This window comes from Natrinema halophilum, assembly GCF_013402815.2.
GTDB lineage: Archaea > Halobacteriota > Halobacteria > Halobacteriales > Natrialbaceae > Natrinema > Natrinema halophilum.
Genome location: NZ_CP058601.1, coordinates 3,159,485 through 3,172,966 on the forward strand (window position 1 = coordinate 3,159,485; position 13,482 = coordinate 3,172,966).

The following is a 13,482-nucleotide window of genomic DNA, read 5'->3' on the forward strand; positions in this document are numbered from 1 at the left end:
ATGGTTGATCCACACCAGAAAACACGATTGAAAGTAACGGTAGATGAATATTTCACGGTACTCGTACTCACGTTCGTGCTAGTCGCAGCCGTCGGCGGTTGGGTGTCCTACACGACAGTGGCTGCTCCGGGCACGACAGAAGAGCGGTACGTCAAGGGATCGTGGCAGGCTACCGGTGAGTTCAATCACAGCGCAACGGTCCAGAGGGATACACCGCTATTGAGGGAGGGTAACGTACACGTCAACGAGACGGTCTACCTTACGGAGGGGACACCAGCCCTCGCCGGAACATTTGCGTTCCAATTCGGTGGTGCACCCGGCAACGCGACGGTCACGACCGAGTCGACACTCGTTAACTACGCCTACCACGAGGGATTGAAGACTCGTCTGTGGGAAACGGAAGCGTCGATCGGTTCGAAGAAAGAACAGGTGCAGGCGGGCGAACCGGTTTCCTCTAACTTCACCGTCGACGTCGGCGCGATTCGTGACGGCATCAACAGAATCGAGTCAGTCCACGAGTCGACTGTGAAGCAAGGTGACGTCCGAACGGCTGTCGATATCGACGTGACTGTCGAGGGGACCGTCGCTAACCAACCTGTCGAACAGACGTACACCTACACGCTTCCGATCAATAGTACAGATGGCTACTATGTCGTCCTTCCACCGAAGAAAGATGACGAGCAATACAACGTCATGGGTCAACGAACGGTGACCGACACACCTAGTACGTTCGCCGTTCTCGGCTCATTGACGCTGTTCTTCGCACCGTTGGCCGCTCTGGGATGTCTCTATTACGGTCGCGAAAACGACTGGTTCACGGTCTCCTCCGAAGCCCGTGCTGTGGCCCAGCGCGAAAAGGTCCGTTCGGAATTCGACGACTGGATCAGCACAGGGACGGTGAACGACGACGACCGAATGATCGTCGAAATCGACTCGCTCGAGGATCTCGTCGACGTCGCGATCGATGCCGATCGTCGTGTCGTCGTCGATAGCGAGACGCACACGTACGTCGTTCTCGACGACGACGTCAGGTACCAGTTCGTCCCCGACTGGGCCGACTCGCTCGGAGACGATCCCGCCAATACGGCCAAAGAAACCGACGACGGCGATACTACTGACTGCAAGGACGAAACCGGGGATATCGACGCTACCAGTGATGGTGGTACCCACGATGATACCAGTGGTGATGGTGGTACCCACGATGATACCAGTGGTGATGGTGGTACCCACGATGATACCAGTGGTGATGGTGGTACCCACGATGATACCAGTGGTGATGGTGGTACCCACGATGATACCAGTGGTGATGGTGGTACCCACGATGATACCAGTAGTAATGGTGTAGATGGGGCTACCAACGACCAGGAAGCGCCGGATACTACAGCAGACGATACCGATGCCTGACATTTACCGTCGCTAGAACGGTATCGTCCATCGAACTTCCCGCTACTCGAGGAGAACAGAAATCGTGCTACTGGACGGCGCCGGAATTCCGCGCCGCGTCTGCTCACCCGACGATTTCTCGCCCGCTGAGTCGGACCACTCCGCTCACCGCGTCGATCATCAACGCGGTCAGTACTCTTCGATAGGCACGATTCCGTTCCTCTCTGCCGTCGGCGTCGTTTTCCCACTGTTCGGACGCCCAATTCCCGAACGAGGCGTAACGAACGATTCGTAATCGTCGGACGGTGCGTTGTTCCACTTGGTCATGGATCGACCGGGTGGATGTACTGTAGTCGATTCTAGTCACTCTCGAGTGGCCGATCGACGGGCCCGTTACGGACGGATGTCGGCCTGTGGCGTGGTGGGCGATGCGACCGATCGGATCGGCTCGGAGTTCGATGCACTTCGCAGGTCAATCGCTCTTGGCAGCGGTATACAGCCCCGTCTTCGAGCCAACGTTTATGCCTATTCACGAATTCATTGGCAGTGGTTGACATGGGCGATATCGCTATCGGTGTTGGGCTGGGGCAATTTCACGACGGACTTCCCGAGCCCGAGGAGCTGTTTCGGTACGTCGAACGGGCCGATGAATTAGGGATCGACTCGATCTGGCTGCCCGATCACGTTATCTCTGAGCGTCCGGAACTGGACACCACTGTCCTGATGTCCGTAATCGCCGCGCGGACCAGGGACATTAAAATGGGCCCTAGTGTCCTGACGCTACCGGCTCGAAACCCGGTAGCGGTAGCGAACACCTACGCGAATCTGGACTATCTCACAGGAGGGCGCGGCCGGGTGATTATGGCAGTCGGTCTCGGAGCCGATCCCCGACTCTGTGACGTTCTTGGTATTTCGTCGGCTCAGCGCCCCGAACGTCTTCGAGAGGCAATCGAACTCATGAGGCGTCTCTGGACCGAGGACAGCGTGGACTATGACGGAGAGCACTATCAGCTAAACGGAGTGACGGTAACCCCCAAGCCCGCGCAGGGGACTCTCGATATCTGGATTGGAGGGAATAGTGACGCGGCCCTGAAGAGAGTCGCACGGTACGGGGACGGCTGGTTCCCGGCTTTGATGTCGCCCCAAGAGTTCAATACGAAACTGGACCGGTTGATGGCGTTCTGTGACGAGGTCGGACGTGAGGTCGAGCGTGACGAAGCCGGCGTGATTCTGCCATCTTACGTCGCTCGGGATCCGGACCGAGCCCGCGAAATCAAAGCGCGCGTTCTCGAGCGCCGAGGCCTCGTCGGTTCTTCGTCCAAATTCGAGGAATGTTCGGCGTTCGGAACCCCTGTGGACTGCGTCGAAACGATACAAAAATACGTTGACGCCGGCTGTACCAAGTTCGTTCTGATGCCGGCTGGACCGCCTTCCGAACGCATCGGACAACTCGAACTCTACAGCAGGGAAGTACTCCCGGAACTTTCCTCGTCAACGTCGTAACGCAATACGACCTCGTCTCGCTCGAGGCCGCCTTCAAATGATATCCCTGTCTATTCTCTCGATGGGGTCGAGCGACCGCCTGCCCATCGCCGACGTACTCGCGGTCGGCGGCGGTCTTCCGATATCGTCCCCGATTGCGTTGCCGCTTACTTCTGTTCTCTCGAGCGGTGGCGCTCGAGACCCCATAGCGATCTCTCCCGCGCACCACGAATGGCGCGTGTACGGTCGAGCCAGAGCTGGCGAAGCGCGTCGATCCGATCGCCGCATCGTTCAAATCGTCGAATTCGTCGAGCCGGCTCGTTGCGAACCCTCATCCACGTGGTCAGTCTCAGTCGATTGTGTACCCCCGGGAGTGAATATCACTCTGGAACGAACTATATGTGAGACCTCATAGGGGTGGAAGTTGATTCCATGCCCTGCGTGGAGTGGGGTGATCGCCTTGCGCGACCACAACCGCGTTGTGGCCGTGTGCGTTCGCTGCGAGTCGGCGTACGCGGCGAAAGAGCTATTGAATGGTCGGATCCGCCCTATCGGAACAGACTGCTGTTCCTGTGGGTGTGAGAACTTCCGCGCGCTCGGGTGAATCGCTCCGGTCTTCCCATTCGCGGTCGCCCTTTTTCCTCGCAATAGTCAATCAATCGTCCACTCGTTCCCACTATAGTGAGGCAGTAGATGCCCTCTCTCGAGCTTTTAAGGTTCCTCTGCAAGATGAGGGCTCGACGTCCGAACTGTAATGAGGGACTGGGAAACAACGTAGAACGTACGTGTCCGACGGGTCTGCGATAGCGGACTTCATCTGCTCGGATTGCGACCATGAGTGGTCACTACCGCTATAGTCCGGTCCCTCTTCGCTAGTATATATCGTATAGGCGTCTTGATCCCGACCGTATAGCGAGTCCAAGCACCTATTCCGTTCCTCAAGTACAAGGTCTGACCGGGCCGGACCGGTTCCTCGAACGGGATTCCATCATCTCGTAGACCACTGTCTGCGCTGGAGGGTGAGTGATGGGTGGCAGCAGGAAGGAGGGTAACACGCGCAAGTGGGGAGCGTGCAGTGAGTAATCTGGTGGGTGATCCTTGCCGCATTCCAATCTTTAACCCGGATTGGTAGTACCATTGTCCCAAACAAATTTGGTCTCAGTAGTCATCCTCAAGAGACTTCACCTTGAGAAAACGCCAACTGGGGGTCGGGGTTGGAACTGCCCATCCCTTAGGTGATTTCGAGGTAACGAGGGTATGTCTCGGAGTTGACCATAGGTGCGTATACGTTCGAATCTTCTCCCATCATTATTGTATTGTAATGGAAGGATATATATTGGTAAGTTTATCACTGGTTAGCGTATGGCTTGAGCGTCCGACAGTTGGTTATCATTTGTTCGGGAAGAGCATCGGCTGCCGCCGTCATCGCCTGGATGATGGCTTCAACTTCCCTAAAGTTTGGGCCCTGTCTGGCTTCGAACGGGGATTCCTCCCAGATCACAAACCCATGGTTCGCTAATTTTGGGAGATGCTTGTGATAGAGGTCCAGTCGAAGGTCCTCGCTAGTTCCTTCGAAGTGAGGCGAATGTGCAGCATCGGGGAGCGGTACCCAATCAGAGGCTGACTTACCTGCGAGCGAGATCACTAATTCACGTCGTGGTTCTTGCGAGAGGATATTGAACGCCCGATCCCAACGCTCTGCCACATCATCAGACCCAGATTTGTGAGTGATTGCCATGGGATATGTTCACCTAAGAGTGTAAAAAGTGTTACTGAGCCAACTCCAGTTGTTTCTTAATATTTAATACTAGCATGGTTGTACTGATAAAGATGTGGAAGAACTGATTAGCGAATTCAGGGTTTATTCACTAAAACCAGGATCATGGGTCAGAATAAGGCGATTGTGATAAGTCCTAACCGTTGTGAGGAGCTACTTTTACCCTTCCGATGCCTTTTTCAACGCATCTAGTTCCTTGTTGGCACCTATATTGTTGACAAGTAACATTGGGTTCAGGAGATCGATGCTGACCTCTGTCAACATTCTCCTAAAAACAGTAGAAGGCGCTGGCTACGTCAGTCCCCAATTGGGTCTTTGGCTGATTGCAGATGTGAATTGGATTGTTCCTCGAATGATACCGTTTGTCCTATTTCAACCTCTTCTGAGCTTTTCACTCGAACCTGGTACCCTTTATATTGGAACTCAACCGTTCCATCCGTTCTAGCTGTACTGGAAGTAGATTGAAACAAAGCATCTAGCGCTTCCGTATCTATAACTTTGTGAAGCGGCGGCTGAAGATTTCCCGGATCAACTCCCTCTCGATCAGCGACTTCGTCAACTACTTTGACACTAACTCCTGCCCCCTGAGTCATGGAAAGTGGTGCCATGTTCTCTTATATAAATCTGGATAGTATACAATAATCACAATACTAGTCTCATAATATAGCTAGTGGATGATTTTCTGTCAGAAGAATTCTCGAGCGTTGCGAGCGGAACTGGTGAAAACGCTTATCTCTTGAGGAAATGGATGGGACCGCTGGTGTTCAAGATCCGCAAATACGCCGGTACGTTGATCTACAGTGGCCACGGCGAGAGTTCGACGGTGCGGCTCACCGCGACCACCCCGCGCTAACGCGATAGATAGCCGCTGCTGGCCTATATTCAATAGCGTTACGGCTTATATGAGAATGGAGTCGCACGGATTTGAACTATGCCCGAGAACCTGCGCGGAGCGCAGAACCTCGGTCTACCCCAAATCCGGTCTCTATCAGATTCCTGCTGCTCGCGGGTTTACTCGCAGCAGCAATATGGGATCGCCCGGATTTGAACCGGGGTCACGGGCACCCAAGGCCCGAAGTATACCAAGCTAACCCACGATCCCGTACATCCGCTTCCGTCCCGACATCATAAAGCGTTTCGTTATCCCTCGGCGAAAACTGAGACGAGGAGTTGCACTAATCGTCCTGATGAGTCGCCTCGCCGTTCGGTAGCCGACGACTGTTGACCGAACGGTTTTGCCCGATGCCGTGATACCGCCCGGTATGACAGGCTTCGAGATTTTGCTTCTCGTTCTCGTTCTCATCTTCGTGCTGGGTGCCGCACAGCTCGTCCAGACGGCACGGCCGTTCATCGTCAACGCGGTGGCCGGGCTCGTGGTGTTGTATCTCGCACAGGTGATCTTCGGCGTCGCGGTGGCGGTGACGCCGATCGTGATCGCTCTCGTCGCGATCGGTGGCGTTCCGGGCGCGCTGCTCGTGATCCTGTTGTCCCTGTTCGGTGTTGCCTTCGTGCCGTAAACCGATCTGCCAGAACGTGAGTCGAACCGTCGCGAGTGGGCTTATTTTCCGAGAATCTGTGCGACTTCTTCGTCGGTCGCTTCGGTACTCGCGTCCGGCTCGAGGTCGATCGCCGGCTCTTCTTCCCACTCGGCGAGGGTGGAGGCGACCTCTTCGTCGGTCGCTTCGGGGAGCGTTTCGTCGGTATGATCGTCGGCGACGACAGCGTCGAAGATCGTTCCGAACGTCGACACGACACGATCATCGTGGCGCGTGGGATCGAAGTGGAAGTGAGCGTATGCATCGACGCCGGAGAGCCGATTCGTAACGACGTGCGTAAACTGGAAAACCTCTTTCGGCGAGGTGTGACGAAGAAGCGCGTCGAGCGAGTCGAAACAGACCGTAATGTCGTTGCTCGATTCGGACCAGTGTTTGCAGAATCGACTGATTGCGACGCCGATTTCTGAGAGGTCCGTCGGATCGGTCACCGAGTCGGTGACGACCGTTTGGGTATAATCTGGCATCGAGTCGTCACTGTCGCCGGTCAGTACGTTCCCAACCGTAATCTGTCCGAACTTGCCGTCGACCGTGGCCTCGTCCGGACAGTTGGGCTCTTTGTCTCCGAAGGTGACGGAGAGGCGTGCTGTGGTGGCGGTGTCGTGGCACAGTTCCTCGCAGGCGTCCGGTTCGGTCCGCTTTGGATGCACGAGCAGGACGTTCGCCGGTGGATCGATCGCGGCTGGCGTAAGCGGATCCATAGTGTCAGTAATCGGGACTCTATTCCCTCGTTAGCAGTTCGTTGTTTCCTCGCGCCCTTTATCGTTCCGGCCGCCGACACATCGATATGGCACTTTCGGGCTCTCTCTGGAGCGTTAACGGTAGTTACCGATACGTATTACTCCCAGATTACAGGTCTTCGTCGCGGAGCTCGAGATCGGCGACGAGTGCGTACGGGTGGGCGTCTTTTCGGATGCCGTCCACGAGTGTGAACGCTTCCCCGGGTGCGAGAAAGTGTTCGGTGACGACACGCCCGAGCGGCGTCGGTTCGAAGCCGTCGATGAAATCGTACTGTAACAGTTTGCCGATGGCATGTTTCGTGGGGACGTCGCCGAGCATCCGATCGTTGAGAGCTTTCGCAGTCTTTCCACCGACAGTAATGTTTGCGAGCGTCTCCTCGATAGCGGCGCTCTCGTCGTAGTGAGTCATCACCGACTCCATCTCGCCTTTGAGCAGCGTGAACGCGACTTCGTCTTCGGTCATCTCCATCGAGTTGTGGTAGGCACAGTCGGGTTCGACGAGAACGTACACTTTTCCCTTGTCGTGGTAATCTGGACGACCTGCTCGCCCGAGCATCTGGTGGAATTCCTGTACCGAAAGCCACTCGATTCCCATCGCCAGCGAGTCGAAGATCACCTGCGAGGCGGGAAAGTCGACCCCGGCGGCCAGCGCGGCGGTTGTCACGACCGCGGACAGTTCTTGCTCGCCGAACTTGCGTTCGACTTCTTTCCGGCGTTTGTAGTCGAGACCGGCGTGGTACGGTGCTGCGGAGTAGTCGAGTTTACGGCTGATCTCGTGACACCGCCGCCGGGAGTTGGTGAAGATGATCGTCTGTCCGCGATACCCCTTCGAGGATTCGGTGTCGAACTCGCGTCTGACGAGTTTGTTCTCGACCCGAACTTTCTCCTGACCGTCCGCGAAGGTGACGTGGCGTTCGATGGGAACCGGCCGTTCCTCGAACTCGATGAGGGTCGACTCGAGCGCGTCGCCGAGTTGTTCGGGGTTGCCCACGGTCGCCGAGAGGTAGACCCACTGCGCCCCCTGGTAGTCGTCGCGTCGCTTCGCCCGCTGCTCGCAGGTGTACTTGAGCCGCGAGATGAGTCCGTCCAGCCGATGGCCGCGTTCGTCTTCTTTGAGCGTGTGAACCTCGTCGATGACGACGGTGCCGATGTCGCCCATGTCTTTGCCCGTCCGCAGCGCGTGGTCGATCCCCTCGTAGGTGCCGACGATCACGTCAGCGTTCGGATTAAACTGGTTCCCGTTGTCGGCGATCCGGCTCGCACCGACGCGGATGGAGACGTCGACGAGGTGGCCGTACTCGTCTTTGAAATCCTCGTATTTCTGGTTTGCAAGCGCCACCAGCGGGACGAGAAAGAGCATCGTTCCCTTTCCGTTCAGCACGCGATTGATACCGGTCATCTCGCCAACCAGGGTCTTTCCAGTCGCCGTCGCCGAGACGACCAGCTGGTCCTCACCGTCGAACAACCCGTTCTCGACCGAGAGGCTCTGGACCGGCAGCAAGGAATCGAATCGGTCCTCGAGCAGGTCCTGCAGTCCGGGATGCAGGTTCAGCGAGTCGGTCCGGACGGGATCGATCTCGTCGACGGTTGCCGAAATCGTATCGAACTTCGTCAGGTCGGGATCGAGCTGGCCTTTCAGTAGGTTGACGATGCGCTCGAGATCCTGAACCTCGAGCATGAGATCCTCGAGCCGGTCTTTCGCTGCGCCGGTCACCTCGCCGCCGCCGGTGAAAGAGAGTTGGCGCTCGAGTTCCTGCCGGGCGCAGTCCCGGCAGATCCAGTCGGAATCGTCCTTGACGGCCGTATCGGTGGTTATCGGTGAGTATCGGCCCGCGGAAGCGCAGTACCGACAGGTTCGGACGGCCTTTGCCTTGTCCTCGAGTTGATACCCCGCCAGCATCTCCGTGAGCTCCCGTCGAGCATCGGGCGACGTCTGCTCGGAGATGCGGATTCGCTCGGCTCGGCGGGCGAGTTCGACGAACTCGTCGGGCTGGCGGGGTTCCTCGCTCGAGCCCTCCTTGAGTCGGAACTTCGCGGGTCGGGGGCCGGCCGACGTTTCCGAAAGGCCGAGCTTGGCCCGAAAGAGCCGCTGTCCGTCGCGCTCGACGACGACGAGATAGTCGTCACCGGTCTCGTGACAAAAGATCGTTTCGACCTGCGGGACCTGCTTCGACACGCGCGAGTGTATGCGGGGACGGTATTTCAGCGATTCGGACTGGGTCGGTTGGTCGAAAAACTCCTGTTCCGGCCTGGAAATGACGTCTGCAGATCGTGGAACCGCCCGCCGATATCGTCGGTCAGGCCCCAACCGGTGTGTCATTCTGGCCTCTGCTCGTACTGTGGCGGGTAGCGGTCTCCTGGGAACTGATGTATCCACCCTGATCACGCGGGCGGATCTGACAACGGTCCCTCGAGCGTCCAACTGGACCGCTCTGGAGTCGCCGCTTCGGATCGACCGACCGAGACTCACGATGGATCGTCCCCGTCGAAGGGGTTCGCGGCTCAACGTGCGAGGCCCTCGAGCGTGGCCCGCCGATGTGTCGGCAATGCGGGGTGGTGTACCGATCGAGCTATATTTTAGGCCGGCCGAAAAATCGAAACCTCTATTATTATTTAGGCAGGCCTAAATTCTATGCAATTGGACTCTGTGAACGCCCAGGGGCCCACGCGTCGCGAGTACGTGACGTACGGTGGGTCCGCGGTCGTGGGCTCGGTACTCGCGGGCTGTACGGGCAGTGGGACCTCCGGACCATCGCTGGCTGACGGTGGAGCGGGAGGGGATTCTTCGTACACGGTGACGATGGAACCGATCGGCGAGGTCAAGTTCGACAGCGTCCCGGAGACGTGGATCCCGTACACTGGCGATTACGACGACATGGGCGTCGCACTCGGTACGTCCATCGTCAACGGAGCGAGCTGACGATGAGCGGTTCACCTACTTCACAGGAGAGCTCGGCGTTTGATCGCGACGTCGTCATCGTCGGGGGCGGTCCCGCCGGATGCACTGCGGGCGTTTTCACCGCCCGGTACGACCTGGATACGGTGATATTCGACCGGGGGCGCTCCTCGATCCAGCGGTGTGCGTCTCTGGAGAACTTCCCCGGATTCCCCGCCGGAATCGACATCGAGACGTTCTACGGATTGCTCCACGATCACGCGACAGCGGCGGGCTGTGAGATCGTTTCCGATCTCGTCGAATCGCTCGAGCGCGAAGACGGTGGATTCGCCGTCGAGACGCAAGACGGGCGCCGCGTCACCGCTCGCCGAGTCGTTGCAGCCACGCGGTACGGCGGCGAGTACCTGCGCGGGCTCGACGACGAGGCGATGTTCGAGGCGCACGAGTACGACGGGGGCCAGCAGTCTCGATTCGACCGACGCTACGCCGACCACGACGGGACGACGCCGATCGAGGGTCTGTTCGTCGCCTCCCCCTCTCGAGAGGCCGACCGCCAAGCGATCGTCGCCGCTGGCCGCGGTGCACGGGTCGCTCTCTCGCTCGTGGAGGCGGCTCGACGGGACCGAGGCTATCCCGAACCATTGACGGATCGCTACGACTGGGTGCGCCGGGAGTCGGAACTCGGCGACGAGTGGAGCGACCGCGACCGCTGGCGCGAGCACTTCGACGATCGGGTTCCCGACGATTACGACCGTTCCGAGGATCGACTCGCCGAACTCCGCGAGCAGGAGATCGATCGCCGACTCGCGAGCTACATTCCCCCGGATGAGAGAGAACGCAGGGCCGAACGCGGCCAGCGGCGGCTCATCGAACACATCGACGACGAGATCGTGCTCGAGGCGGCGCGGGAAATCGAGGCCGGTCGGCGGTCTTCGGTGGAGATCCCGATTGACTATGAGTGGTAATCGCGGACGTACCTGAAGACGGATACCCGTCGGAGGCGATCTGCCGGACGGACGGAACGGCCCCCTCTTTCGCAGCCCCTTCGACTCGGGCTCCGGCCACGTTTCCGTCTCCATTCGGTTCGTGACCGAGCGATCGACGGCTCGGCCGTATCCCCACATCGGCGACGACTGGTCCGACGATCGTTCCGATGAACTGCACTCGGCGGTCGACGAAGATGGGTCAACGGCCGGTCGGCAGTCGCTTACCGAGTACTGTCACACCGTCGCAGGAGCGATTTTCGGGACGATCGCCGAGTCATCCCACGACGACGTGGAGGGGGCGATCATGGATACGTCCCTCGAATGCGCCGAGACCATCGACTGCCCGGACGAGATCTGTCTCCGTCTCCTCGAGAGTATGGCGACGGAACTCGACCGGCGACTGTCTCCCGAGGAACAGGCTCGCGTTCTCGTCGCGGCGGCGTCCAGACTGTCGCCGCTACGGGCGGCCGAGAACCCGCTCGAGGCGACGTTGGCGCACCTGTGCTCGGTCGCCATCACCAAAGACTACACGCTCGCTCCCCGTTCGACCGCCCTCGAAACGGACACGCGATCGTGGGACGTGACCCTATCGGGGTACGCCGTGGCCCGGTCCGGTGACCGATTGGCCACGCTGTCGCTCGTGCTCGAACTGCTGCGACGGCACCCGGACCCCGCCCTGACGATTTCACGGGCGATGCGACTCGACCGGGGGCTGCGACGTCGACGTGGCGGTTCAGGCTCACGATAGCCGCGGAGTCAGCGCCCACGGGGCTCGTCTGCGTCTCGGAGGTGACCCCGTCGTGAGCGTTCGAACGCCGATCCACCACGCACGCGACCGCGTAACGGAAGATGCGCGATCACGTGCGCGAGAAGCGGGGCTTCGTTCGACACCTTCGAGCGTCAGGTTCGACAGATCGCCCCTCGCTCGCTGTTGCACCCACCGGTGGCGCCAGCCACCACGGACGGGGGCGCTCGCAGGGCACCGACGATTCGCGTCACTCCTGTGGGGTATTCCGAGAAGACACGTTCGAATCGAGTTGCCGCGAGACGAACTCATCGTCCAGCAGCGAATCGGGCCCTGCCAGGTGCACGACTGGGCAGTTCTCGATTCGAAGCCATTCGTCGTTCCGATCGCCCGCCACGGTCACGGTCTGGCGCGTTTGCGGGAGGCCGTTCGCTCGACGTCGATCGATCGACTCGCGCACGGTCGAACTCTCGAGCGAACCCGTAAACCGCTCGGAAGCGACGAGGTCGTACCGCGTGAGCGAACGGTCGAGCGTTCCGAGTGCCTCCCGGTACTGACGCGCGGCCTCGCACGCGCAATCTGCCGCCTCGTACGAGTTGAAGCTCGCGTCCGTGACCGGCTCCGGAACGACGCCGGTGTCCTTGCAGACGACTGCGAACTCGCCGTTGGGAACCGAGAGCTCCTCGATCAGCCGGCGTGCCTGCTCGAGCGTTTCTTTGACGCCGCCTTCGTCGCCGGCTTCCGTTTCGGTCCTGTCCATCGATCAGAAGTCGCCGTTGACGATGTCGCCGACCCGCTGTCGGTCGTAGAGTTTCTTCTCGACGCCGTAGACCTGCTTGGCCGCTCGATCGGTGACGACGAGGTTCGTGATCGGGCCCTGGTAGAGCGGACCGCCGCGGTAGACATCGCCGTTCTTTACGGCGGTCAATTTGCTGGCGACGCTGTCGGACTCCATTTGTGAGACGATGGCGTCCTGAAACTCCGAAACGGTCTTCGCTTCCTGTCCGCGGAACAGGATGATATCGGGATCGATCTCGAGGAGCGTCTCGTACCCGACCGAACCGCGGGTGCTGTGGAAGTCTCGCACGTCCGTTTCGGCGAACGCGTCGACGACCTCGAGGTCGCGCCACTGTTTGAAACTCGTCCCCTCGCCGATCAGGTACGGGGAGAACGATCCCATTTCGTCCGCGCTTGCCCACATGATCGCGACGCTCGGCCGCTCTCCTTCCGGCGGCACGATATCGGCGACGTTCGATTGGAACTCCTCGTGGAGGCTCTCGAAGGCTTCGTATCGCTCTTTTTCTTTGAATACCTGCGACAGCTTCTCGAAGGCCTCCAGCAACGTCAGATACTTGTAATCGTGCCACTCGTAGCCGGTCGAAAAGATACTGTTGCCGAAAAAGGGCGTTCCGGTCGATTCGATCCGATCGATATCCTCCTGTTTCCAGTTGTCGGTCCGTCCGATGATGAAATTCGGATCGTTTACAAATACGTCCACGTCCTCGCTCAGGTTCATGAACTCCTCTGCGGTTAATTCGTCTCCCCACAGCGACTTCATATCGCTTTTGTTGACGCTTACGTCCGGTATCTCGTCGTAGTACTGCGTATGATAGCGGTTGGCGAGATAGACTCCTTTCGGCGGCCCCTGGCCCAGCGCGATCCCCATGTCGGCCCAACTGCCGTTGTTGGCGGCCCATGCTTCCGGTATGCCGTCGAATTCGACCTCGCCGACCGGCGGCATCGAGACCGTGTACGGGTCAGTGTTCGCGGAGCCGTCGTTGTCAGTATCGCTGATGCAGCCGGCCATCGCGCCCATGCCGGCGATTACTCCACTGGTCCGGAGCACGTTGCGTCTCGTCCGTAGCCGTCGGTCGCTCATATTTTTAGGCCGACCTAAAAGTATTAAATTCTTCCGAAACT

General features: G+C 58.9%; 12 protein-coding genes and 1 tRNA gene. 6 read left to right on the forward strand and 7 right to left on the reverse strand.

Annotated features, from left to right (window positions below; genetic code table 11):
* Both HYG82_RS35980 and HYG82_RS35985 read left to right on the forward strand, forming a co-directional pair.
* Entirely contained in the window at positions 1-1,404 is a 1,404-nt protein-coding gene (locus HYG82_RS35980) for a DUF5305 domain-containing protein (RefSeq protein WP_179262234.1), read from the forward strand.
* Positions 1,405-1,938: 534 nt separating this feature from the next.
* Entirely contained in the window at positions 1,939-2,886 is a 948-nt protein-coding gene (locus HYG82_RS35985; RefSeq protein ID WP_179262236.1) for an LLM class flavin-dependent oxidoreductase, read from the forward strand.
* A gap of 1,327 nt (positions 2,887-4,213) precedes the next feature.
* On the opposite strand, the gene HYG82_RS35990 is transcribed toward HYG82_RS35985, so the two are convergent.
* The 3 genes from HYG82_RS35990 to HYG82_RS36000 form a co-directional block, all read right to left on the reverse strand.
* Positions 4,214-4,603, reverse strand: a complete 390-nt coding sequence (locus tag HYG82_RS35990; protein ID WP_179262238.1) for a hypothetical protein — start codon at positions 4,601-4,603, stop codon at positions 4,214-4,216.
* Positions 4,604-4,938: 335 nt separating this feature from the next.
* Complete coding sequence (ddfA, locus tag HYG82_RS35995; RefSeq protein ID WP_179262240.1) at positions 4,939-5,235, reverse strand: DdfA family disk-determining factor; 297 nt, start codon at positions 5,233-5,235, stop codon at positions 4,939-4,941.
* A 436-nt stretch (positions 5,236-5,671) separates the two neighbouring features.
* A tRNA-Pro gene (locus HYG82_RS36000) sits at positions 5,672-5,744 on the reverse strand.
* 160 nt (positions 5,745-5,904) lie between these two features.
* On the opposite strand from HYG82_RS36000, the gene HYG82_RS36005 reads away from it, so the two are divergent.
* Positions 5,905-6,159 (forward strand): pro-sigmaK processing inhibitor BofA family protein, encoded by a 255-nt coding sequence (locus HYG82_RS36005; protein WP_179262242.1) that lies wholly within the window; start codon positions 5,905-5,907, stop codon positions 6,157-6,159.
* Positions 6,160-6,200: 41 nt separating this feature from the next.
* Here HYG82_RS36005 and HYG82_RS36010 read toward each other — a convergent pair whose 3' ends face one another.
* Together HYG82_RS36010 and HYG82_RS36015 are read right to left on the reverse strand one after the other, a co-directional pair.
* Positions 6,201-6,896 carry a DUF7504 family protein gene (locus tag HYG82_RS36010; RefSeq protein WP_179262244.1) on the reverse strand — a complete coding sequence of 232 codons (696 nt, stop codon included), beginning with the start codon at positions 6,894-6,896 and terminating at the stop codon, positions 6,201-6,203.
* A 148-nt stretch (positions 6,897-7,044) separates the two neighbouring features.
* Positions 7,045-9,111: a DEAD/DEAH box helicase gene (locus HYG82_RS36015; protein WP_179262246.1), complete on the reverse strand. Its 2,067-nt coding sequence runs from the start codon at positions 9,109-9,111 to the stop codon at positions 7,045-7,047.
* A gap of 456 nt (positions 9,112-9,567) precedes the next feature.
* Between HYG82_RS36015 and HYG82_RS36020 the strand changes: the two genes are divergently transcribed.
* From HYG82_RS36020 to HYG82_RS36030, 3 genes are all read left to right on the forward strand, one after another.
* The gene (locus HYG82_RS36020) at positions 9,568-9,855 is read left to right on the forward strand and encodes a hypothetical protein (protein WP_179262248.1); all 288 of its coding nucleotides are present in this window, start codon (positions 9,568-9,570) and stop codon (positions 9,853-9,855) included.
* A gap of 2 nt (positions 9,856-9,857) precedes the next feature.
* On the forward strand, positions 9,858-10,796 hold the full coding sequence (locus HYG82_RS36025; RefSeq protein WP_179262250.1) for an NAD(P)/FAD-dependent oxidoreductase: 939 nt from the start codon (positions 9,858-9,860) through the stop codon (positions 10,794-10,796).
* 121 nt (positions 10,797-10,917) lie between these two features.
* Positions 10,918-11,565, forward strand: coding sequence for a DUF7551 domain-containing protein (locus HYG82_RS36030; RefSeq protein WP_179262252.1), 648 nt, complete (start codon positions 10,918-10,920; stop codon positions 11,563-11,565).
* A 247-nt stretch (positions 11,566-11,812) separates the two neighbouring features.
* Here the strand turns inward: HYG82_RS36030 and HYG82_RS36035 are convergent, their stop codons facing one another.
* Both HYG82_RS36035 and HYG82_RS36040 read right to left on the reverse strand, forming a co-directional pair.
* Entirely contained in the window at positions 11,813-12,322 is a 510-nt protein-coding gene (locus tag HYG82_RS36035; protein WP_179262254.1) for a DUF7552 domain-containing protein, read from the reverse strand.
* Positions 12,323-12,325: 3 nt separating this feature from the next.
* Positions 12,326-13,441: an ABC transporter substrate-binding protein gene (locus HYG82_RS36040; RefSeq protein ID WP_179262255.1), complete on the reverse strand. Its 1,116-nt coding sequence runs from the start codon at positions 13,439-13,441 to the stop codon at positions 12,326-12,328.
* Between the last annotated feature and the right edge of the window lie 41 nt (positions 13,442-13,482).

What these genes read in the sequence shown, in the direction of transcription:
- HYG82_RS35980 (WP_179262234.1), top strand. Translation starts at nt 1, where the DNA reads ATGGTTGATCCACACCAGAAAACACGATTGAAAGTAACGGTAGATGAA.
- HYG82_RS35985 (WP_179262236.1), top strand. Translation starts at nt 1,939, where the DNA reads ATGGGCGATATCGCTATCGGTGTTGGGCTGGGGCAATTTCACGACGGA.
- HYG82_RS35990 (WP_179262238.1), bottom strand. Translation starts at nt 4,603, where the DNA reads ATGGCAATCACTCACAAATCTGGGTCTGATGATGTGGCAGAGCGTTGG.
- ddfA (WP_179262240.1), bottom strand. Translation starts at nt 5,235, where the DNA reads ATGACTCAGGGGGCAGGAGTTAGTGTCAAAGTAGTTGACGAAGTCGCT.
- HYG82_RS36005 (WP_179262242.1), top strand. Translation starts at nt 5,905, where the DNA reads ATGACAGGCTTCGAGATTTTGCTTCTCGTTCTCGTTCTCATCTTCGTG.
- HYG82_RS36010 (WP_179262244.1), bottom strand. Translation starts at nt 6,896, where the DNA reads ATGGATCCGCTTACGCCAGCCGCGATCGATCCACCGGCGAACGTCCTG.
- HYG82_RS36020 (WP_179262248.1), top strand. Translation starts at nt 9,568, where the DNA reads ATGCAATTGGACTCTGTGAACGCCCAGGGGCCCACGCGTCGCGAGTAC.
- HYG82_RS36025 (WP_179262250.1), top strand. Translation starts at nt 9,858, where the DNA reads ATGAGCGGTTCACCTACTTCACAGGAGAGCTCGGCGTTTGATCGCGAC.
- HYG82_RS36035 (WP_179262254.1), bottom strand. Translation starts at nt 12,322, where the DNA reads ATGGACAGGACCGAAACGGAAGCCGGCGACGAAGGCGGCGTCAAAGAA.
- HYG82_RS36040 (WP_179262255.1), bottom strand. Translation starts at nt 13,441, where the DNA reads ATGAGCGACCGACGGCTACGGACGAGACGCAACGTGCTCCGGACCAGT.